Raw genomic sequence first — 20,226 nt, forward strand, 5'->3', positions numbered from 1 at the left:
CGGCGAACGCCGGTGACGCCGGCCGCGGCGGCCGGTTACCGTACGCGTCAGTAACCACGGCACCGCACCGCAGGAGGGCACCCATGCCACAGCTCGAAGTCGACGGCGCAGCACTGACGTACGACGACGAGGGCCCGCGCGACGGCGGCGGGGTGCCTCTGGTGTTCGTGCACGGCTGGACGGCGAACCGGCACCGTTGGGACCACCAGGTGGCGCACTTCTCCGAGCGGCGCAGGGTGATCCGGCTCGACCTGCGCGGGCACGGCGACAGCGGCGGGGCTGGCGTGAAGACCATCGACGACCTGGCGAAGGACGTGCTCGCGCTCCTCGACCACCTCGGGATCGAGCGCTGCGTGCTCGTCGGCCACTCGATGGGCGGGATGATCGCGCAGACCATCGCCCTCGCCCACCCGGAACGGGTCGAGCGGATGGTGCTGGTGAACTCCATCGGCCGCATGGCCTACAGCCGGGGCAGAGGCCTGCTGATGGCCGTCTCCACCCTCGTCCCCTTCAAACTGTTCGTCGCCGCCAACATCCAGCGCGCCTTCGCCCCGGGCTATCCCCGCGAGGAGATCCGCGCCTACGTCAAGTCCTCCGCGGACACCCCGCGCGAGGTGGTCATGACGCTGTACGGCGCCATGCGGGCCTTCGACCTGCTGGACCGGGCGGGCGAGATCCGCACCCCCACCCTGATGATCCACGGCTACCACGACATCCAGCTGCCGGTGGGGCAGATGCTGCGCATGGCCAAGGCCTATCCGGACGCCACCGTCCGCGTCCTCGACGCCGGCCACGAACTGCCCGTGGAGAAGCCGGCCGAGCTCACGGCCGCGATCGACGCCTTCGTCACCGCCCGCTGAAGCCGTCCCCGCACCGGGCGAAGCCGTCCGGGTCCGCCGCCTTCCAGTCCGCCGCCCACGACTGCGGCGGACCCGCGAGCAGCACGCCCGGCTCCAGCCACTCGTACAGCTCCGCGTACGAGCGGAGCGTCGTCGGCCCCGTCCGCCGCACCAGGTGGGCGGGGGTGAGCCCGCGCGGCTCCCGGACCCCCATCGACGCCATGACGCGGACGGCGCTGCGGACCGTGGCCCGCTGGTACCGGTGGACCCGCCGCGACCTGTCGTCCACGTCGAGGGCGCGGGCCCGCAGCCGGTCCTGGGTCGTGACACCGGCGGGGCAGGTGCCGGTGTGGCAGCGCCCGGCGTCGACGCAGCCGAGGGCGCGCATCATCGCGCGGGCGGAGTTGGTGTAGTCGGCGCCCTGGACGAGGCGCTTGACGATGTCCGGGCCCGTGGCCACCCGCCCGCTCGCCCCGATGCGGATCCGGTCCCTCAGACCGGTGCCGACGAGCGCGTTGTGCACCGTGATCAGGCCTTCGGTGAGCGGCATCCCCAGCCGTCCGGCGGACTCCGCCGGCGGGGCGCCCGTCCCGCCCTCCGCCCCGTCCACCACCACGAAGTCCGGTGTCACGCCCTCGGCCACCATCGCCTGGCACACCGCGAGGAACTCCCGCCGCGACCCCACGCACAGTTTGAACCCGACCGGCTTGCCGCCCGCCAGCTCCCGCATCCGCGCGAGGAACAGCACCAGCTCCCGGGGCGTCGAGAACACCCGGTGGCGCGGCGGCGACACCACCGTCTCACCCACCGGCACACCCCGTTCCCGTGCGACGGCCGCGCTCACCTTCACCCCCGGAAGCATCCCGCCTCCGCCCGGCGCGGCGCCCTGGGAGAGCTTCAGCGACACGCACCTGACCTCCGGCAGCGCCGCCTTGTCGGCGAACTCCCGCGCGTCGAAACCGCCGTCGTCGGTCCGGCAGCCGAAGTACCCCGTGCCGATCTCCCAGACCAGGTCCCCGCCGCCGCGCAGATGGTGGTCCGACAGCCCGCCCTCCCCGGTGTCCTGTGCGAACCGCCCCAGCTCCGCGCCCCGGTTGAGCGCGAGAACGGCCCGTGACGACAGCGCCCCGAAGCTCATGCCGGACACGTTCAGCAACGCCATGTCGTACGGCTGCCGGCAGTCGGGCCCGCCCACCCGCACCACGGGCGGCTCCTCGGGCGGCTCGACCGGATGCAGGGACGGCACCAGGAACTCATGGCCGACCGCGTACACGTCCACTCCCGCGGCGCGCTCCTGGAGGACGACGGCCCGCCCGCCCCGCGGACGCCCGGCCAGGGGGCGGCCGCGCAGGACCGGCTCCCGGCGCTGCAGCAGGTCCCGGCAGCCCGCACCGGTCAGCGCCAGCAGCGGCCCGGCCAGGCACCACCACCAGGCGGACAGGGCGCACGCGGCGGCCGTCGCCCCGGCCGTGCCGAGGACGACGAGCAGCAGCACCAGGTAGCGGCGCACTCAGCCGTCCTCGTCCGCCCCGCAGGAGCTGCCGCTCGGCGGCAGCGAGCCGTACAGCAGGAAGTCGTCCACCTTGCGGTGCACGCACTTCGACGAGCCGTACCCGGTGTGGCCCTCGGCGCGGTTGTCGAGCACCACCGCCGACGGCCCCAGCCGCTCCGCCGTCTCCACGGTCCAGTGGTACGGCGTCGCCGGGTCGCCGCGTGTCCCGACCAGCAGCATCTTCGGTGTGTCGAGGTCCTTCACCTCGTCGCGGATGTAGTCGGTGCCCTTGGGGCGGCCGTAGCACATCAGCACCTGGGTGAGCCGGTACCGCCCGAAGACCGGTGACGCCTCCTCGTAGGCGCCGCGCAGCCGCTTCAGGTCGGCGGTCACCTGCTCGGGGCCGGGACGGTCGGGGTCGTCGGCGCAGTTGATCGCCATCAGCGCCGCCGGCAGGTTGTCGAACGGGATGTCCTCCTCGTCCACCAGGCCGCCCGTGGGATCGTCGTCGTCCGGTGCCCGGAACGGCAGCGCCATTCCTCCGGTCGCGAACGCCATGACCCCGCTGGTGTCCCCGTGCTCGACCAGCTGCGCGAGAGCACGTTCCAGGGCCGGCCACAGGTCCTTGCTGTACAGCCCCTGCCCGATGGCGCCCACCAGGTCCTGACCGGTGAACTGTTCGCCGAAGTCCGTCGCCACCGGGTCCTCGTCCAGCGAGCGGACCAGCCGTACGACCTCCTCCCGGCCCCTGCGCGGATCCTGGCCGAACGGGCAGGCGACGTCGTCGGCGCACCAGTCGATGAAGTCCTCCAGCGCCACCTGCTGCCCGCGAGCGCTCGTGAGGCCCTGGTCCGCCAGCGGCTCGGTGAGGGTGTCGACGCCGTCCAGGACGATCCGGCCGACCCGGTCGGGGAACTGGGCGGCGTACACCGCGCCGAGCCGGGTGCCGTAGGAGAACCCCAGGTAGTTGAGCTTCTTGTCGCCGAGGGCCGCACGCATCACGTCCAGGTCCCTGGCCGCGTCGACCGTGCCTATGTGCGGCAGCACCGGTCCGGAGTGCTCGGTGCACGCGGCGGCGGCCTTCCTGAGCCGGGCCAGCAGCACCTGCGGGTCGACCGCGTCGGCCGGGGTGTTGTCGAGGGCGGCGAACGCGTCCTCCTCTCCGTCCCCGCAACTGACCGGCGAGGACCGGCCGACGCCCCGGGGATCGAAGCTGACCACGTCGTAGCCGTCGGTGAGTTCCAGGAACTCCTTGCCGCCGTACGCCAGTTCGGGGACGCCCGGTCCGCCGGGCCCGCCGAAGTTCAGCAGCACCGAGCCGCGCTTGTCGCCGGTGGCCCGGTAACGGGCGAGCGCGAGGTCGAGGGTGCCGCCCTTGGGGTGCGCGTAGTCGAGGGGGACGGTCACCTTGCCGCACTGCAGATCGGCGGGCATCCCCTCGCTCTGGCACGCGCCCCAGGTGATCTTCTGGTCGTAGAACCGCGACAGACCGGGGCGGCGGTCACCGTCCGTGTCCGCGGCCGCCGTGGGCAGTCCCGCGCCCAGCAGGGTCAGTGCGGCGGCCGCGGCGAGCGCACAGCGCCGTCGCGCGGGCCCCCTCGACAGCTTGGCCAGCATCAGTGCCTCCAGGGGCGCTCCACAGCGGACCGGGAACAGCGCCCTCGCCCACGATAGGCGGGGCGTGCGGGGGCCGCCTCCGGACGGACGGGAGCGCGGCCGCGGCCGTCACCGTGCGCACGCGCGGGGAGCCCTCCCTGGCGGTATCACCAGTTCGATGAGATGACACCCAATGGGGTGAAAGACCGATTAGGCATAACTCGGACGGTTCGTCTGCGTTCTATGGGGTGCGGGCGAGCGCCCGCGACATGTCTGGAAGGCAGGGACCCATGAGACGGGTTACCCGAAACGGTGTGATCGCCGTCGCCGCCGCATCGGGCGCGATGGCCATGACGATGCCCGCGTTCGCCGACTCCGCGGCGAACGGTTCCGCGGTCGGCTCACCTGGGCTGATCTCCGGGAACACGGTGCAGGTGCCGGTGCACATCCCGGTGAATCTGTGCGGGAACACCGTGAACGTGGTGGGTTTGCTGAACCCCACCGCGGGCAACGCCTGCGCCAACGTCGACTCGACCGCCGAGCACGAGAGGGCCGGCGGTGGCGCGAAGGCGTCCGGGGAAGCGGCGCACTCGCCGGGCGTCGTCTCCGGCAACCACGCCCAGGTGCCGGTCCACGTTCCCGCGAACATCACGGGCAACAGCGCGAACGGCGTCGGCATCCTCAACCCGGTGTTCGGCAACAAGTCCGTGAACACCTCGGAGGAGGAGCACGAGGCCCCGGCCGAGCCCCAGCCGCCGACGCGGAACACGCCGCCCGCCGCGTCCCAGCCGGCCCCGACCACGCCGAAGACCGTCCCGCCGGCCGGGTCGCCCCAGGTTCCGGCGCCCAGGGCGAGCGACCCCTCCCTCGCCCACACGGGAGCGGACGCCACCGCCCCCGCCCTCCTGGGCAGCGCGGCGCTGGTCCTCGGCGGAGCGCTCCTGTACCGCCGGTTCAGGCCGGGCGCGGAGCGCTGATCCGCGCCACGGCCAGGGGGTGTCCTCCGGTCGGCGCGTCGAGGGCGACACCTCGCCCTCAAGCGCCGTAGAACCGCCGGTGGAGCCCCCGCACCTCCTCCGCCAGTTCGGGGACCGGCCCCTCCACGGCCACCCCGGGCGCGATCTCCTGGACCGGCAGGGCCCGTACCGGCGCCGCCGGTACGCCCCACTCGGCCAGCCAGGCGGCGAGCTGCGCGGAGGAGGCCACGTACACGATGCGGCCGAGCCCCACCCAGGCGTGGGCGGCCGCGCACATCGGGCAGTGCTCGCCGGACGTGTACACCGTGGCCGCCGCCCGCTCCTCGGGCGAGAGACGGGCCGCCGACCAGCGGGCCAGCTCGAACTCGGGGTGGCGGGTGCGGTCACCGGACGCCACCCGGTTGTGGTCCTCGGCGAGCACCCGGCCGTCCCCGCCGACCAGCACCGAGCCGAACGGCTCGTCCCCCACCCGCAACGCCTCGGCGGCGAGCTCGACGCAGCGGCGCAGATGCGGCAGTTCCTCGTCTCTCACCATCGGGTACGCCCTCCTGACTGCAACGATCTTCGCCGCCCAGCCTAGGTCCTGTCCCGGCCCCGGGACCGGCGACGGATCGCCGCGCAGAGGTGGCGGCAGCCGGCTCCCGCGCCGGCGTGCCCGGGCGGGCGCTCGGTAATTCCGTTGAGCCGGCCGCGCCGTGATGGTGGAGTGGGCGGCATGGATCACGCCGCCGTGCTCGCCCTCCACGACCGTGACATGCGCGAAGGCGCACGGCCCGACGGTCCCGACGCCCGCGTCGAACGCGCCGGGAGCGTGGTCCGGCAGGTCGCCTCCGCCGAGGGCTGGAACGGCGTCGTCTGGTCCTCCCTGGACGCGGGGGACGCCGACGCGGCGATCGCCGAACAGATCGGCCACTTCACCGGGCTCGGCCTTGAGTTCGAGTGGAAGCTCTACGGCCACGACCGTCCGGCCGATCTCGGGCGGCGGCTCGCGGCGGCCGGGTTCAGGCCCGAGCCCGAGGAGACGCTGATGATCGGCGAGACCCGTGATCTGCTGTTCGACGTCGAACTTCCCCACGGCGTACGCCTGCTGCCCGTCACCGACCAGGCCGGGGTCGACCTCATGGCCGACGTGCACGAGAAGGCGTTCGGCACCGACGCCTCGCGTCTGCGCCACCAGACGCTCGCCCGCCTCGCCACGGAACCGGACACTCTCGTCGCCGTCGTCGCCCTCGCCGGGGACGAGCCGGTGAGCTCGGCGCGGATGGAGCTGGTGCCCGGGACACGGTTCGCGGGGCTGTGGGGCGGCGGCACCGTCGAGGGCTGGCGCGGCCGCGGCATCTACCGGGCCCTGGTCGCCCATCGCGCCCGCGCGGCCGCCGACCGCGGCTACCGCTACCTGCAGGTCGACGCCTCCGACCAGAGTCGCCCCATCCTCGAACGGCTCGGTTTCACCGCCCTGAGCACGACGACGCCGTACGTGTACACGCCCTGACGGCCGTCCACCTCGTCGCGTCCCTGACCTGGCGACCCCCTGCGCACGGGCGTCACCCTCGCCCCACCCTCGGGGAGTGCGGGGTGAAACTGCGGCCGGCGTCCATGAGCCGGTGCTGCCATCGGGCAGGGGAATCGAGTGGAGGCGACGGTGCGGGACGGTGAACTCCCCCTCGGCGGGGGAGCGGTCAGCGGTGTGGTGCGGGTCGGCGCGACGGTGCGGCGTACGCCGTCGCCCCGCGCGGCCTACGTCCACGGGCTGCTGGCGCTGTTCGAACGGCGTGGGTGGCGGGGCGCGCCGCGCTTCCTCGGCACCGACGACCGCGGGCGGGAGGTCCTCGACCACATCGAGGGGCGGGCGGCTCTGACGCCGACGGAGCGCGCGGCGGCCCGCGGCGACGCGAGCCTCGTCGCGACGGTACGGCTCGTGCGCGCCTTCCACGACCTGACGCAGGGCACCGAGGCGGCCGGCGGACAGGAGGTCGTGTGCCACAACGACCTCGCGCCGAAGAACACGGTGTACGCGGTCGAAGGCTCCGCGTGGCGTCCCGTGGCCTTCATCGACTGGGACCTCGCGGCCCCCGGCGAGCGCGTCCACGACGTCGCCCACCTCTGCTGGCAGTACCTCGAACTCGGCCCTGTCGTGACCGACGTCGCGGAGGCCGCCCGACGGATCGGGCTCGTCTGCGACGCGTACGGGCTGACCGACCGTCCCCGGCTCGTCGACACCGTGATGTGGTGGCAGGAGCGGTGCGCGCGCGGCATCGAGGCCGGTGCCGCCCGCGGAGAGCCGGCCATGACGGCTCTGCGTGAGCGAGGCGTCGTGGGTGAGGTGCGGAGGGCGCACGCCTGGGTCGCCGCGCACCGGGAGCGGCTGGCCCGCCGTTGACATGCAGTCGCTTGCCTGCATAACGTCGCGTGTGCGATCAGAGAGCGACTCCACGATGGACAAGGTCTTCAAGGCGCTGGCCGACGACACACGCCGACGGCTGCTGGACCGGCTGCACGAGCGGGCCGGGCAGACCCTCGGTGAGCTGTGCGAGCACATCGACATGACGCGCCAGTCGGTGACGCAGCACCTGGCCGTCCTGGAGGCCGCCAACCTGGTCGCGACGGTGTGGCGGGGGCGGGAGAAACTGCACTACCTCAATCCGGTCCCGCTCCACGAGATCCAGGAGCGGTGGATCGACAAGTTCGAGCGCCCGCGGCTGCGCGTGCTCCACGACGTCAAGCGACGAGCCGAGGAAGCCATGACCGACAAGCCCACATTCGTCTACGTCACCTACATCGCCAGCACGCCCGAGAAGGTGTGGGACGCGCTCACCGACGCCGACCTGACCGCCGCCTACTGGGGCCACAGCAACGTCTCGGACTGGCGGCCCGGCTCCCGTTGGGAGCACGTGCGCACGGACGGCTCCGGCCTCGCCGACGTCGTCGGCACCGTCGTGGAGAGCGAGCGCCCGACCCGGCTCGTCACGACTTGGGCGGAGCCCGGCGAGGAGGGACGGGAGGACCGGCACTCCCGGGTCACCTTCGACATCCGGCCGCACGCCGACATCGTCCGTCTGACCGTGACCCACGAGGACCTCCTCGACGAGACGGCGCTCGCCGACGTGTCGCTCGGCTGGCCCGCGGTGCTGTCCAACCTCAAGTCGCTTCTGGAGACCGGCAGGACGCTGCCCCAGGAGCCCTGGCTGGTGCCCAGCGGCTGATCGTCCGTGTGCGGACGCGGCCCGGCCGGCCCGCGGGTGCGGGCCGGCCGGGCACATTCCCCTCTTCTCGGGATTACGGCCTGGGGACGCTCTTCGCCGCCGTACCGGCGCACACCAGTCCCAGGACCAGGGCCAGGGCACCGATGATGATGTTGTTCACGATGACACCGGCATCCGGGCTGTCGCCGACGACCCACGGGGCGATGATCATCCAGATGCCCAGCGCGCACATGGCCCAGCTGAGGCCGTACATGCGGGCCGGAGCCGCGGTGAACCCGAGGGCCAGCAGGCCGATCGCTATGCCGACGACCAGGTTGTGCGGCACGAGCGCGGGCTGGCTGGCGGTGTAGTGGAGGACCCACGGGGACACGGCGCAGTACAGACCGAGGAGGAACACCGGTCCGTCCACGAGCGCCACATCGCGACCACCGAGCACGCGGTCGTAACGCGTCCGCATCTCGGTGACATCGGGATGAGTCGATATGTCGCCGCTGGTGGGCGAGACGTTGGCCATGACTCGTCTCCTTTGACTTGCAGGCCGACCGCGTCTGGTGCGGTGTGCGGTAAGCGCCGCGCAGGGTTCATTCTGCGCTTATTTAACCTTTATGTGTAGAGGTTGAATGGTAGGTGCCGATATGCGGTGATCCGCTGGCACCGCGCTTCGGCCCCTCGCCTCGGTGGCGCGAACCGGTCCGGTGTCCCGCCGGAGGGCTCGCCCCCGGAGAGCGCCGACCCTCTCCGGGGGCGGGGGAGCCGGCGGCGCAGCGCTCCCGGCCGCGGCGCCTGAGGGGGAAGAGCGCCGCGTGGAAGCCTTCCGCCGGTGCGGGCCGTTCGGATGCGGGATATCTCGAAAGGCCTCGTGCCGGCGTCGTGGCCCTCGGTGCAGCGTTCGTGCATCGAACCAGGCCGAGAGTCGTGCCGAGAGGGCTCAGCGGGAGGTCTCGGGCTCCAGGCGGCGGCGCAGCTGGTGCAGGCCGCGCCGAGCGTGACTCTTGACGGTCCCGAGGGGCCACCCGGTGCGGGCCGCGATCTGGGCCTGGCTCAGGTCCTCGTAGAAGGCCAGGCGCAGCACCCGTCGCTGCGGCGCCGGCAGCCTGGCGAGCTCACCTCTCAGCAGCACCCGGTCGAGGGCGGTCTCCGCGCGGTCGCCTCCCTGGTCGGTGAGGACGAGGACGGACGCGGCCGAGGCGACCAGCTCGGCGCGGCGGGTGCGGGCGGCGAGCGCGTCGGCGATCTTGCGCCGGGTGATGCCCACGATCCAGCCGCCGACCGTCCCGCGCTCGGGCCGGTAACCGGCACGACCGCGCCAGACCCCGAGGAACACCTGCTGGGTGACGTCCTCCGCCTCCCCCGTGTCGCCCAGGGAGCGCCGGGCCAGCGTGTGCACCAGGGCGGACCAGCGCCGGTACGCGGCCACCAGACACGCCTCGTCGCCCGCGGCCAGGCCGCGCGCGAGTTCCTCGTCGGTCAGGCACTCCGCGACCGCCGTCCGCGCCGGGGCGGTGCCGGCGGGTGGCGCGGCCGGGGCACAGGGAAGCGCACTCGACAGCGGGCTCATGGCGGCGGCTCCTCACGTCGGGCGGCCCGTCCGGGGCGGTACGGACGTCGTCCCGGGATGTCCCGGTGCCGTCATCGTGCGAGTCGTGACCTCGGCGCCTCAACATGCGTCGATTCCGCGTCGTATCGTCGGGACCATGCGCGAGTTCCCCAGCCCCGGCGCCGACGCGGGCCTGACCACCGGTGCACTGGCCCGCCGACTGGGCGTGGCGCCCACCACGCTGCGCTCCTGGGACCGCCGGTACGGCATCGGGCCCGCGGCCCGCGCCGACGGACGGCACCGGCGCTGGCAGCCGGGCGACGTGGCCGTGCTGGAGGAGATGTGCCGGCTGACGGCGGCCGGGGTGCCGCCCGCCGAGGCGGCGCGGGTCGCTCGGGAAGGGGCGGGGGAGCGCTCACAGCCGTGGACCGAACCGGCGCCGTCCGGCACGGGTCCGTCCGGGGCGGCCGGGGCGCTGCCCCTCGGGGGCGACGTGCGCCAGGAGTGCCGCGGCCTGGCCCGCGCCGCCGTACGGCTGGACGCGTCGGCCGTGGAGGACCACCTCCGCGCGGCCGTCGAACGTCACGGGCTGACCGTCGCCTGGCAGGAGGTGATGGTGCCGACGCTGCACGCCGTGGGACGCAAGTGGGCGTCGTCCGGTGACCGGTACGTCGAGGTCGAGCACCTGCTGTCCTGGCACGTCTCCACCGCCCTGCGCCGTGCCACCGGGCCGGCCGCGCCGGGGGAGGGGGCCGGCGCGCCGGGACCCGTGGTGCTGGCCTGCGTCCCCGGCGAGCAGCACAGCCTGCCGTTGGAGGCGCTCAACGCGGGGCTCAGCCACCTCGGTCTGCGCACCCGCATGTTCGGCGCCGCCGTGCCCGCGGAGGCGTTGACAGCCGCGGTCCAGCGTCTGGGGCCGGTCGCGGTGGTCCTGTGGGCCCAGGCGCGCTCCACGGCCAGCCTGGCGCTCGCCCGGCACGTCGCCGACACCCGGTGGGGCGTGCGGGGCGCGCGGCGCGGGCCGACGGTCGTGCTCGGCGGTCCCGGCTGGGCCGGGCGCGCGGTGCCGGGCATGCCGCGGCCGGCCGGGCTGCGGGAGGCGCTGGAGGTTCTGTCCGGGGCGCAGCCGCCGGGACCGGAGTCCGTCGGCCCGTCGGCGCTCGCGTGACGCCGCGGCAGCGGAAGATTCCCGCGTCGGCGGATGACCCCAGCGCCGAACGGCCGGAGGGGTTCCTCGCCGAACAGTCCCGCTGTCGCCCGGCGTCAGCGGGATTCCTCGCCGAGCAGCCCCGCCACCAGCGCGTCGGCCGCGGGACCCAGCAGGCGCCGGGCGTCCGGCACGTCCTCCAGGCCCACGACGAGCGCCAGGCAGATGTCCGCCGCCTCCGCCGGAGCGACCCCGTCCACGGTTCCGGCCTCCGTGAACAGGCCGACCAGCAGACCACGCAGATCCGCGCGGAACCTGGCGCACAGGCCACCGAAGCGGCGGCCCTTCCCGTCGAGCAGCTCGGCGGTGTGCGGGGAGTCCCCGGCGAGCCGCAGAGCCAGATCGAGCTTGGCGGCCAGGACGCCCGGCACCCGCCCGGCGTACGGGACGTCTTCCGCCGCGGCCGCCCACCTGGCCCGCTCCAGGGCCCGCTCGTGGAGCCGGGCGGCGACCCGCTGGAAGGCGTCGTCCTTGTTGCGGACGTACTGGTAGACAGCCGACCGGGACACGCCCATCGTCGAGGCGATGTCGTCCATCGTGGTCCGCCGCGCGCCGTACCGGGTCAGGCACTCGTACGTGGCGTCCAGGACCTCGGTGAGCCGGTCGGCGCCCACGGTCAGCCCAGCTTCTTCAGCAGCTCGGCGGCGAGCGGCGCGGAGGACGCGGGGTTCTGGCCGGTGACCAGGGAGCGGTCCACGACCACGTTCGGCGCCCACGGCTCGCCGACCTGCACGTCGACGCCCGCCTCGGTCAGCCGGTCCTGGAGCAGCCACCGGGCCTTCTCGCCGAGACCGGCCTGCAGCTCCTCGGCGTTGGTGAAGGCGGCGACCCGGTAGCCCGCGAAAGCGTTGGAGCCGTCCTCCTTCACCGCGGCCAGCAGCGCGGCCGGCCCGTGGCAGACCACCCCGAGGGGCTTGCCCGACTCCAGGACCTCGACCAGGACCCGGCCGGAGGTCGTGTCGACCGCGAGGTCCTCCATGGGACCGTGCCCGCCGGGGTAGAACACGGCCGCGTAGTCGCCGAGATCGACGTCCTCCAGGCGGACCGGGTGGCGCAGCTCTGTCATGGTGTCCAGCGCGGCGGCGACGCGGTCGGCTCCCTCCTGCCCACCGTTGACCTCGGCGGCGAGGCTGCCCTTGTCCACCGGCGGGACGACGCCGCCGGGCGTCGCGACGACGACCTCGTGACCGGCGGCCCGGAAGGCCTCGTAGGGGACGACGGCCTCCTCGGCCCAGAAGCCGGTGGCATGCCGGGTGCCGTCCTCGAGCGTCCAGTGGTCGGCGCCGGTCATCACGAAAAGGATCTTGGCCATGGTGTGTCTCCCACGATGCGAAGGGGTGTTGGCCGACGTTCCTGACGTTCTCGATGCGGAGCGTCAGCCTGTCGACGTCTTAGAAAGTAGGCGGATCTTCCATAGGGAACCAATGGGGAATCCAATGACTGGCATTGGAAAGACAATGGGACGGCCGGAATACTGGGGCCGGTGGAGCACACCCATCACCTGGACCTGAACCTGCTGCGCACCTTCCTCGCGGTGTACCGCTCGGGTTCCTTCACGGGCGCGGCGCAGCTTCTCGGCCTGTCCCAGCCGACGGTGACGACGCAGATGCGCGCTCTGGAACGGCAGGCCGGCCGGGAGCTGTTCGAACGGCTACCGCGCGGCGTGGCCCCCACGACCGTCGCCGACGAGCTGGCGGCCAGGGTCGCCGCCCCGCTCGACGCACTCGCCGCGGTGGCCGGCCCGGATCCGGCGGCGGTCGGCCGGGCCGACCCCGTGCACCTCGCCGGCCCCGCCGAACTGCTGTGCACCCGCGTCCTGCCCGCCCTGGCCCCGCTGGTGGCCGACGGGGTCCGGTTGCGCGTGTCGACCGGTCTGACCGACGCGCTGCTCGACGAACTGCGGTCCGGACGGCACGACCTCGTCATCGCCACGACCCGCCCGCGCGGCCGCGCCCTGACCTCGGCGCCCCTGGCCGACGAGGAGTTCGTGCTGGTCGCCGCGCCGGTGTGGGCCGAGCGGGTCCGCGACCGGGCGGCCACCGACCTGCCCGCGGCGCTCCACTCCGTGCCCCTGGTCACGTACGCGGAGGACCTGCCGATCGCCCGTCGCTACTGGCGGCATGTCTTCGGGCGGCGGCTGTCCGGCCCCGCCGCGGTGACCGTGCCCGACCTGCGCGGGGTGCAGGCCGCGGTCGTCGCCGGGGCGGGTTTCACCGTGCTGCCCCGCTACCTCTGCCTGGACGAGCTCTCCTCGGGCGCCCTCGTCGTCCTGCACGAACCGGACGACCCACCGATCAACACCGCCTTCCTCGTACAGCGTCCCGGCGCCGTGGAGAACCCGGACGTCAAGCGCGTCCGCGACCTTCTGCTGGGTGCGGGCCGCAGCTGGTGAGGCGGAGACAGAGACAGAGACTGCGGCCGGGGCCGGGGCCGGGGCCGGGGCCGGGGCCGGGGTAGAGGCAGGGGCAGAGGCTGGGGCTGGGCACGGGCAGAGGCTTGGGCGGGGGCGCGGACAGAGGTTCCCCGTGCACCTATATGAATACTCAAAAAGGTGACTATGCTGCGGGCGGCAGATCGATCCGGGGAACAGGGGACCGCCCATGACCAGCACGCAGATCCGGTACGCGCGGTACGTGGCCCTCGGCGACAGCCAGACCGAGGGGCTCGGCGACGGCGACGACGGCATCGGGCTGTGCGGCTGGGCGGACCGCCTCGCCGAACACCTCGCCCACCACAACCCCGGCCTGCGCTACGCCAATCTGGCCGTGCGCGGGCGCCTTGCGGGCCAGGTCCATACCGAGCAGCTCGGCCCCGCCCTCGCCCTCCGGCCCGACCTGGCCACCGTGGTGGCCGGCGTCAACGACCTCATGCGCCCCCGCTTCGACGCCGACGAGGTCGCCGGCCACCTGGAGGCCGTGTTCGCCGCGCTCACCGCGCAGGGCGCCCGCGTCGCCACCGTGACCTTCCCCGACGCCGCCCGCCTCACCCCGCTGGCCCGCCCCCTCACCCCACGCGTCCTCGCCCTCAACGCCCGCATCCGCGAGGCGGCCGGCCGCCACGGTGTCGCCGTAGCGGAGACGGCGGGCCACGCGGTGGTGACCGACCCGCGCCTGTGGAGCCCGGACCGGTTGCACGCCTCACCGCTCGGCCACGCCCGCATCGCCGCCGCCGTGGCGCACGCCCTGGGCCTGCCGGGCGGCGACGACTCCTGGACGCATCCGCTGCCCGCCCCGGACTCCTCCGCCCCGGCCGGGTGGCGGGCCGGCGTCGCCGAACTGCGCTGGGCCGCCGCTTTCCTGGGGCCCTGGCTCGGCCGACGCCTGCGGGGCCGTTCCTCCGGGGACGGTCGTACGGCCAAACGACCGGGGCTGCTGCCGGTCGCCGGCCCGTCCGGGCGGGGCGAGGCGGACGCGTCGCCCCTATGACCCCCGGCGACGCGACCCCCGTACGGACCGTCAGCCGTACGAGCGGGCCCGCTTGAACCTGGCCAGCCCCTCCGGCAGCCCGACGAGCGGATCCGGGTAGTCGATCGCCGCCCGGTCCGGCCCCGGCAGCTTCCACGGCTCGTGCACCGCCGGGCCCTCGATGCCGCCGAGTTCGGGCACCCAGCGCCGGACGTACGCCCCGTCCGGGTCGTAGCGCCTGGCCTGGGTGACGGGGTTGAGGACCCGGTTGGGCCGGGTGTCGGTGCCGGTTCCCGCGACCCACTGCCAGTTCAGCTGGTTGTTGGCCACGTCCCCGTCGACGAGCAGGTCCAGGAAGTGCCGGGCGCCGATCCGCCAGTCGACGTACAGCGTCTTGGTGAGGAAACTCGCGGTCAGGAGCCGTCCCCGGTTGTGCATCCAGCCCTCGTGGAGCAGTTGCCGCATCGCCGCATCGACGACCGGGTAGCCGGTGCGGCCCTCCCGCCATGCCTCGATGTCCGCGCGGGCCGTCCGCTCCGTGCGCCAGCGGTCGTACCGCGGGCGGTAGTCGGCGACGGACGCGTCCGGCCGGGCGGCCAGCAGTTGGCGGTGGAAGTCGCGCCAGGCGAGCTGCCGCACGAACGCCTCCGCGCCCGGACCGCCCACCGCGCGCGCCCGGTGGACCACTTCGACGGGGGAGAGGGTGCCGAAGTGCAGATGGGGGGAGAGCCGGGAGGTCGCGTCGCCCGCAAGGTCGTCGTGCCGGTCCTCGTAGGCGGACACCCCATGGCGCAGCCAGGTGGCCAGCCGCCTGCGGCCCTCCGTCTCGCCGCCCGGGGCCAGGTCCTCCGACACGCCCTTGTACGACGGCGGCTCCTGCGAGCCGAGCCCCTCCGGCACCCGCACGCTGCGGGGCGCCCCGAGCAGGTCCCGTGGCCGCCGTTCCGCCCAGCGCCGGTAGTACGGCGTGAAGACGGCGAAGTGGTCGGAGCCGGACGGGGTGACCGTGCCGGGCGCGACGACGGTCGTCACCGCGTCGTGGACGTGCAGGCGCACTCCCTCGCTCTCCAGCGCGCGCCGCAGCCGATCCTCACGGCGCTGGGCGTAGGCGCTCACGTCCGCCGCCAGGTGCACCTCGTCGGCGCCCGCCTCGGCGGCCACCCGGCACACCTCCCGGATCAGCTCCCCGGAGCGGACGACGAGCCGCCCGCCCCGCTGCCGCAACCCGGCGTCGAGGTCCCGCAGACAGTCGGCCAGGAACGCCAGCCGGTTGGCGGCGGCGAAACCGGCGTCGTCGACGGCCCGGTCCCGCACGAACAGCGGCACGACCTCACGGCCTCCCTCGAGCGCCGCGCACAGCGGCGGATGGTCGTGCAGGCGCAGGTCGGAGGTGAACAGGACGACCGAGACGTTCATGGGGATGACTCCGGACGAGGTGGGAGGGCCGCCCGTGATTCCGTCGCGGGGCGCCCGTCGGATGCGGGGTCAGACGGCGGTCTGCGGCACGGGCTCCTCCGCCGCCGCGACCCGGGCGATGTTGCGGGCCATGCCGCCGAACACGACCGCGTGGAAGGGCGAGACGCCCCACCAGTACGCCTGGCCGAGCAGCCCGTGCGGGTGGAACAGGGCGCGCTGGCGGTAGCGGGTGCGGCCGGCGCCGTCCGTCTCCGCGTACATCTCCAGCCACGCCAGGCCCGGCAGCCGCATCTCGGCCCGCAGCCGCAGCAGGCGTCCGGGCTCGATCTCCTCGACCCGCCAGAAGTCCAGCGAGTCGCCGACGCGCAGCCGGGCCGCGTCCCGCCGGCCCCGGCGCAGCCCCACTCCGCCGACCAGCCGGTCCAGCCAACCGCGCACCGCCCAGGCGAGCGGGAAGGAGTACCAGCCGTTGTCCCCGCCGATGCCCTCGATCACCCGCCAGAGAGCCTCGCGCGAGGCGTCCACGGACCGTTCGCGGCAGTCGGTGTACAGGCTGCCGCCGGCCCAGTCGGGGTCGGTCGGCAGCGGATCGCTGGGCGCGCCGGGGAGGGAGGCGGAGGACCAGCGGGTGGTGACCTGGGCGTCGCGCACGCGCCGCAGGGCCAGCCGCACCGCCTCGTCGAAGCCGACGGGGTGGCCCGGGGGATCCGGCACGTACCGGGCGATGTCGTGCTCGCTGCAGACCACCTCGTGCCGCAGCGACTCGGTGAGCGGCCGTGCGATGGAGGCCGGCACGGGCGTGACGAGGCCCACCCAGTGGCTGGACAGGCCGGGGGTGAGCACCGGCACCGGGAGGATGAGCCGGCGCGGCAGGCCCGCCACGGTGGCGTAGCGGATCATCATGTCGCGGTACGTCAGGACCTCCGGGCCGCCGATGTCGAACGACCGGTTGACGTCGGCGGGCATCCCGGCACTGCCGACGAGGGCGCGCAGCACGTCCCGCACCGCCACGGGCTGGATCCGGGTGTGCACCCAGCTCGGGGTCACCATGACGGGCAGGCGTTCGGTGAGATAGCGCAGCATCTCGAACGAGACCGAGCCGGAGCCGATGACCACCGCCGCCCGCAGGACCGTGGTGGGAACGCCGCAGCCGAGCAGGATGCGACCGACCTCCGCGCGGGAGCGCAGGTGAGGCGACAGCTCCCGCTCGGGCACGCCGGCCGGGGTGAGGCCGCCGAGATAGACGATGCGGCGCACCCCGGCGGCACGGGCCCGTTCCCCGAAGATCCGCGCGGCTCGCCGGTCGGTCTCCTCGAAGTCCTTGCCCCGGCCCAGGGCGTGCACCAGGTAGTAGGCGACGTCGACACCGCGCATCGCCTCCGCGACCGACGCGGCGTCCGTCACGTCCCCACGCACGATCCCGGCCTCGCCGGCCCACGGGTGGTCGCGCAACCGCTCCGGGGAGCGGGCCAGGCAGCGCACCCGCAGGCCCGCCGCCAGCAACTCCGGGACGAGCCGGCCGCCGATGTACCCCGTGGCGCCGGTCACGAGGGCGAGCGGCGCCCGGCCGTTGTCGCCGTCTGCGGTCATGGGTCCTCGGTCCTTCGCCTCGACGTCCCCCGGACAACACTTCCCCCCGGCAGCGGTTCGCGGATGCGGCCGCCGGGGGTACCGCTCCCGATCGGGTGATCGTGCGCAGCGACTACGCTGACCGCGTGGCCACAGCGAACGACCGTGAGCTCCACGCGCGCGGGGATCAGCCGGACGCGCCGGAGGCACCGACCGACCTGCACGCCTTCGCCGTCCGGCTGAGGCGCGTGAACGGCGAGATCAACCGGCTCGTGCACGCGTTCGCGGGGGACCACGGCCTGCACGCGACGGACGTCCAGGCGCTCGCCGCGATACTCGACGCCGACGAGCCGATGACCCCCAAGCGCCTGCGCGAACACCTCGGACTCACCTCCGGGGCCGTCACCGCGTGCGTGGACCGGCTGGAACGCGCCGGGCACATCCGACGGGTCCGCGAGAGCGCCGACCGGCGCGTGGTCCACCTCCACTACGCGGCCGACGCCCGGTCGGCCGCCCGCACCCACTTCCGGCCGCTGGCCGAGGCGACCGAGGCCGCCCGGTCCCGCTTCACCGCGGACGAGCTGACGGTGGTGCTGCGCTTCCTCACGGCGATGTGCGAGGAGCTCTCCGCCATCACGCCCCCCGGCCGCCGCTGAAAACAGGCCCGTGCGGCGCATCCGGGGACCGGGTACCCGCGGAAGGACGAGTGCCGTCTACGATCTCTCGCGGCAACTAACTCAATCATTGAGATTGTTTTTCGTCGAGATATCTCTCCTGGGAGAACCATGTCCATCACCCCCCGTCGCGCCCGCCGGCTCGTGCCGCTCCTCCTCGTCGCCGTATGGCTCGGCGTCGGCGGCGTCCTCGGCCCGTACGCCGGACGCCTGGGAGAGGTCGCCACCAACGACCAGGCCGCCTTCCTGCCGCGCAGCGCCGAGTCGACCGAGGTGATCACCGCGCAACGGGCCTTCCGGCAGGACGAGACGCTCCCGGCGATCGTCGTCTGGACGGCGACCGGGACCGGCGCCGCGACCGCGGCCGACGACACCGGCATCCAGGACCGGCGGGCGGCCGCCGACCGGGCGCTCGCCTCCCTCGCCGACGCCCCGGGCGTCAGGGGACAGGTCTCGCCGGCGCTCCTCTCGAAGGACGGCAAGGCCATCGAAGGCGTGGTTCCCCTGCGCACCGACCTCGGCGACGAGCTCGCCCCGGCCCTCGACCGCATCCGCGCCGCCGCCGAACGCGTCCCCGGCACCACGGTCCACCTGGCCGGGCCGGCCGCGACCCAGGCGGACCTGTCCGAGGCCTTCGCCGGCATCGACGGCCTGCTGCTCGCCGTCGCGCTGGCCACCGTCCTCGTCATCCTGCTGCTCGTCTACCGCAGCGTGCTGCTCCCCCTGGTGATCATCCTCGGCGCGGTCTTCGCCCTCGGTCTCGCCTGCGCGGTCGTCTACGCGCTCGCCGACCACGGCGTGGTGCGCGTCGACGGACAGGTCCAGGGCATCCTCTCCATCCTGGTGATCGGCGCGGCCACCGACTACGCCCTGCTGCTCACCGCCCGTTTCCGTGAGGAACTGGCCTCCCGCACCGACCGCTTCACCGCCGCCAGCGCCGCCCTGCGGCAGTCCTGGGGCGCCATCGTGGCCAGCGCCGCGACGGTCGCCCTCGGACTGCTCGCCCTGCTGCTCAGCGACCTCACCAACAACCGGGCCCTGGGACCGGTGGGAGCCATCGGCATCGCCTCCGCCGTCGTCAGCACCCTGACCTTCCTGCCCGCCGTCCTCGTCCTCCTCGGCCGCGCCGCCTACTGGCCCGCGGGTCCCCGCCCGGCGGACCGTCCGACCGCCGGCGCCGGCATCTGGCACCGCGTCGCCGACCTGGTCGACCGGGCTCCCCGCGCGGTCTGGGCGGCGTCGCTCGCCGGCCTCCTCGCCTGCGCCGCCTTCGCACCCACCCTCGCCTCCCGGGGCGTCCCGCTCGACGAGACCTTCGTCAACGACGCCCCGTCGGTGGCCGCCCAACGCACGCTCGCCCGGCACTTCCCCGGCGGCTCGGGCAATCCCACGGTGGTCATCGCCGACGCGGCACGCCTCGAGCGCGTGGTCGCGACGGCCGAGACGACCGAGGGCGTCGCCTCCGCCGCACCGGTCGGCGCCTCCGGACAGCTTGGCGGCAAGCCGCTCGTCGTCGACGGCCGGGTCCGTGTCGACGTCATCCTGCGCGCGGCGGCCGACAGTGACGATGCCAAGGACACCGTGGCGCGGCTGCGCACCGCCGTGCACGCCGTACCCGGCGCCCACGCCCTGGTCGGCGGCTACACCGCCCAGCAGTACGACACCCTGCGCACGGCCGAACGGGACCGCACCCTGATCGTGCCCGTCGTCCTCGCGATCATTTTCCTCATCCTGACCGTGCTGCTGCGCTCACTGCTGATGCCCGCCCTGCTCGTGGCCACGGTGGCCCTGAACTTCCTGGCCACCCTGGGCGTCTCCGCCCTCGTCTTCCGGCACGTCTTCGGCTTCACCGGAACCGACCCCTCCGTGCCGCTGTACGGCTTCGTCTTCCTGGTGGCGCTGGGCGTCGACTACAACATCTTCCTCATGACCCGGGTCCGCGAGGAGTCCCTGCTGCTCGGCGTGCGCGAAGGCGTCCGGCGCGGCCTGGTGACCACGGGCGGCGTCATCACCTCCGCGGGCGTGGTGCTCGCCGCCACCTTCGCCGCGCTCGGCGTGATCCCGCTGGCCTTCCTCGCGCAGATCGCCTTCATCATCGCCTTCGGCGTACTGCTCGACACGATCGTGGTGCGCTCCCTGCTGGTGCCCGCCCTGGCGCGGGACATCGGGCGGCGGGCCTGGTGGCCGGGACGGCTCAGCCGCAGCGGCGCCACGGGCGGCGGGGAACCGGCCGAACGGGCGTGAACATGCCCGCGCCGATCCAGGGAAGGCGCAGAGGAAGGGAGTTGTCCGTTCCGAGACGGGAGGTGTCT

The 20,226-nt window shown here is 74.1% G+C and carries 19 protein-coding genes; 10 read left to right on the forward strand and 9 right to left on the reverse strand.

Annotation, left to right across the window (positions count from 1 at the left end):
* Nucleotides 1-83 precede the first annotated feature (83 nt).
* On the forward strand, nucleotides 84-860 hold the full coding sequence (locus tag ACIHAR_RS00745) for an alpha/beta fold hydrolase (RefSeq protein WP_365456470.1): 777 nt from the start codon (nucleotides 84-86) through the stop codon (nucleotides 858-860).
* On the opposite strand, the gene ACIHAR_RS00750 is transcribed toward ACIHAR_RS00745, so the two are convergent.
* Complete coding sequence (locus tag ACIHAR_RS00750; protein WP_400015623.1) at nucleotides 847-2,349, reverse strand: glutamate synthase-related protein; 1,503 nt, start codon at nucleotides 2,347-2,349, stop codon at nucleotides 847-849. The genes ACIHAR_RS00745 and ACIHAR_RS00750 overlap by 14 nt on opposite strands.
* Nucleotides 2,350-3,948, reverse strand: a complete 1,599-nt coding sequence (locus ACIHAR_RS00755; RefSeq protein WP_400015625.1) for an alpha/beta hydrolase — start codon at nucleotides 3,946-3,948, stop codon at nucleotides 2,350-2,352.
* A 269-nt stretch (nucleotides 3,949-4,217) separates the two neighbouring features.
* On the opposite strand from ACIHAR_RS00755, the gene ACIHAR_RS00760 reads away from it, so the two are divergent.
* Nucleotides 4,218-4,904, forward strand: a complete 687-nt coding sequence (locus ACIHAR_RS00760; protein WP_400015627.1) for a chaplin family protein — start codon at nucleotides 4,218-4,220, stop codon at nucleotides 4,902-4,904.
* Between the two features lie 58 nt (nucleotides 4,905-4,962).
* Here ACIHAR_RS00760 and ACIHAR_RS00765 read toward each other — a convergent pair whose 3' ends face one another.
* Entirely contained in the window at nucleotides 4,963-5,439 is a 477-nt protein-coding gene (locus tag ACIHAR_RS00765) for a nucleoside deaminase (RefSeq protein ID WP_388749424.1), read from the reverse strand.
* 180 nt (nucleotides 5,440-5,619) lie between these two features.
* On the opposite strand from ACIHAR_RS00765, the gene ACIHAR_RS00770 reads away from it, so the two are divergent.
* From ACIHAR_RS00770 to ACIHAR_RS00780, 3 genes are all read left to right on the forward strand, one after another.
* A complete protein-coding gene (locus tag ACIHAR_RS00770) occupies nucleotides 5,620-6,396 on the forward strand; it encodes a GNAT family N-acetyltransferase (RefSeq protein WP_400015629.1) in 777 nt (258 codons plus the stop codon).
* A gap of 138 nt (nucleotides 6,397-6,534) precedes the next feature.
* The gene (locus ACIHAR_RS00775) at nucleotides 6,535-7,284 is read left to right on the forward strand and encodes a phosphotransferase (RefSeq protein ID WP_365456452.1); all 750 of its coding nucleotides are present in this window, start codon (nucleotides 6,535-6,537) and stop codon (nucleotides 7,282-7,284) included.
* Between the two features lie 55 nt (nucleotides 7,285-7,339).
* Nucleotides 7,340-8,107 (forward strand): metalloregulator ArsR/SmtB family transcription factor, encoded by a 768-nt coding sequence (locus ACIHAR_RS00780; RefSeq protein ID WP_365457003.1) that lies wholly within the window; start codon nucleotides 7,340-7,342, stop codon nucleotides 8,105-8,107.
* A 73-nt stretch (nucleotides 8,108-8,180) separates the two neighbouring features.
* Here ACIHAR_RS00780 and ACIHAR_RS00785 read toward each other — a convergent pair whose 3' ends face one another.
* Entirely contained in the window at nucleotides 8,181-8,621 is a 441-nt protein-coding gene (locus tag ACIHAR_RS00785) for an SPW repeat protein (RefSeq protein WP_365456449.1), read from the reverse strand.
* Between the two features lie 414 nt (nucleotides 8,622-9,035).
* Nucleotides 9,036-9,665, reverse strand: coding sequence for a sigma-70 family RNA polymerase sigma factor (locus tag ACIHAR_RS00790; RefSeq protein WP_365456446.1), 630 nt, complete (start codon nucleotides 9,663-9,665; stop codon nucleotides 9,036-9,038).
* A 136-nt stretch (nucleotides 9,666-9,801) separates the two neighbouring features.
* Between ACIHAR_RS00790 and ACIHAR_RS00795 the strand changes: the two genes are divergently transcribed.
* Nucleotides 9,802-10,812, forward strand: coding sequence for a MerR family transcriptional regulator (locus ACIHAR_RS00795; RefSeq protein WP_400015632.1), 1,011 nt, complete (start codon nucleotides 9,802-9,804; stop codon nucleotides 10,810-10,812).
* Nucleotides 10,813-10,907: 95 nt separating this feature from the next.
* Here the strand turns inward: ACIHAR_RS00795 and ACIHAR_RS00800 are convergent, their stop codons facing one another.
* Together ACIHAR_RS00800 and ACIHAR_RS00805 are read right to left on the reverse strand one after the other, a co-directional pair.
* Entirely contained in the window at nucleotides 10,908-11,465 is a 558-nt protein-coding gene (locus ACIHAR_RS00800) for a TetR/AcrR family transcriptional regulator (RefSeq protein ID WP_400015634.1), read from the reverse strand.
* 2 nt (nucleotides 11,466-11,467) lie between these two features.
* On the reverse strand, nucleotides 11,468-12,163 hold the full coding sequence (locus ACIHAR_RS00805) for a type 1 glutamine amidotransferase domain-containing protein (RefSeq protein ID WP_365456437.1): 696 nt from the start codon (nucleotides 12,161-12,163) through the stop codon (nucleotides 11,468-11,470).
* 171 nt (nucleotides 12,164-12,334) lie between these two features.
* Between ACIHAR_RS00805 and ACIHAR_RS00810 the strand changes: the two genes are divergently transcribed.
* On the forward strand, nucleotides 12,335-13,243 hold the full coding sequence (locus ACIHAR_RS00810) for a LysR family transcriptional regulator (RefSeq protein WP_400015636.1): 909 nt from the start codon (nucleotides 12,335-12,337) through the stop codon (nucleotides 13,241-13,243).
* A 208-nt stretch (nucleotides 13,244-13,451) separates the two neighbouring features.
* Nucleotides 13,452-14,276 (forward strand): SGNH/GDSL hydrolase family protein, encoded by an 825-nt coding sequence (locus tag ACIHAR_RS00815; RefSeq protein ID WP_400015638.1) that lies wholly within the window; start codon nucleotides 13,452-13,454, stop codon nucleotides 14,274-14,276.
* A 30-nt stretch (nucleotides 14,277-14,306) separates the two neighbouring features.
* Here ACIHAR_RS00815 and ACIHAR_RS00820 read toward each other — a convergent pair whose 3' ends face one another.
* Both ACIHAR_RS00820 and ACIHAR_RS00825 read right to left on the reverse strand, forming a co-directional pair.
* A complete protein-coding gene (locus ACIHAR_RS00820; RefSeq protein WP_400015640.1) occupies nucleotides 14,307-15,671 on the reverse strand; it encodes a cryptochrome/photolyase family protein in 1,365 nt (454 codons plus the stop codon).
* A 69-nt stretch (nucleotides 15,672-15,740) separates the two neighbouring features.
* Complete coding sequence (locus tag ACIHAR_RS00825) at nucleotides 15,741-17,261, reverse strand: SDR family oxidoreductase (protein ID WP_400015642.1); 1,521 nt, start codon at nucleotides 17,259-17,261, stop codon at nucleotides 15,741-15,743.
* Between the two features lie 125 nt (nucleotides 17,262-17,386).
* Between ACIHAR_RS00825 and ACIHAR_RS00830 the strand changes: the two genes are divergently transcribed.
* The gene (locus ACIHAR_RS00830) at nucleotides 17,387-17,896 is read left to right on the forward strand and encodes a MarR family winged helix-turn-helix transcriptional regulator (protein WP_400015643.1); all 510 of its coding nucleotides are present in this window, start codon (nucleotides 17,387-17,389) and stop codon (nucleotides 17,894-17,896) included.
* A 129-nt stretch (nucleotides 17,897-18,025) separates the two neighbouring features.
* On the forward strand, nucleotides 18,026-20,158 hold the full coding sequence (locus ACIHAR_RS00835) for an MMPL family transporter (RefSeq protein ID WP_400015646.1): 2,133 nt from the start codon (nucleotides 18,026-18,028) through the stop codon (nucleotides 20,156-20,158).
* The last annotated feature ends 68 nt before the right edge of the window (nucleotides 20,159-20,226 follow it).

Source organism: Streptomyces sp. NPDC052016, from assembly GCF_044548445.1.
Taxonomy (GTDB): Bacteria; Actinomycetota; Actinomycetes; order Streptomycetales; family Streptomycetaceae; genus Streptomyces.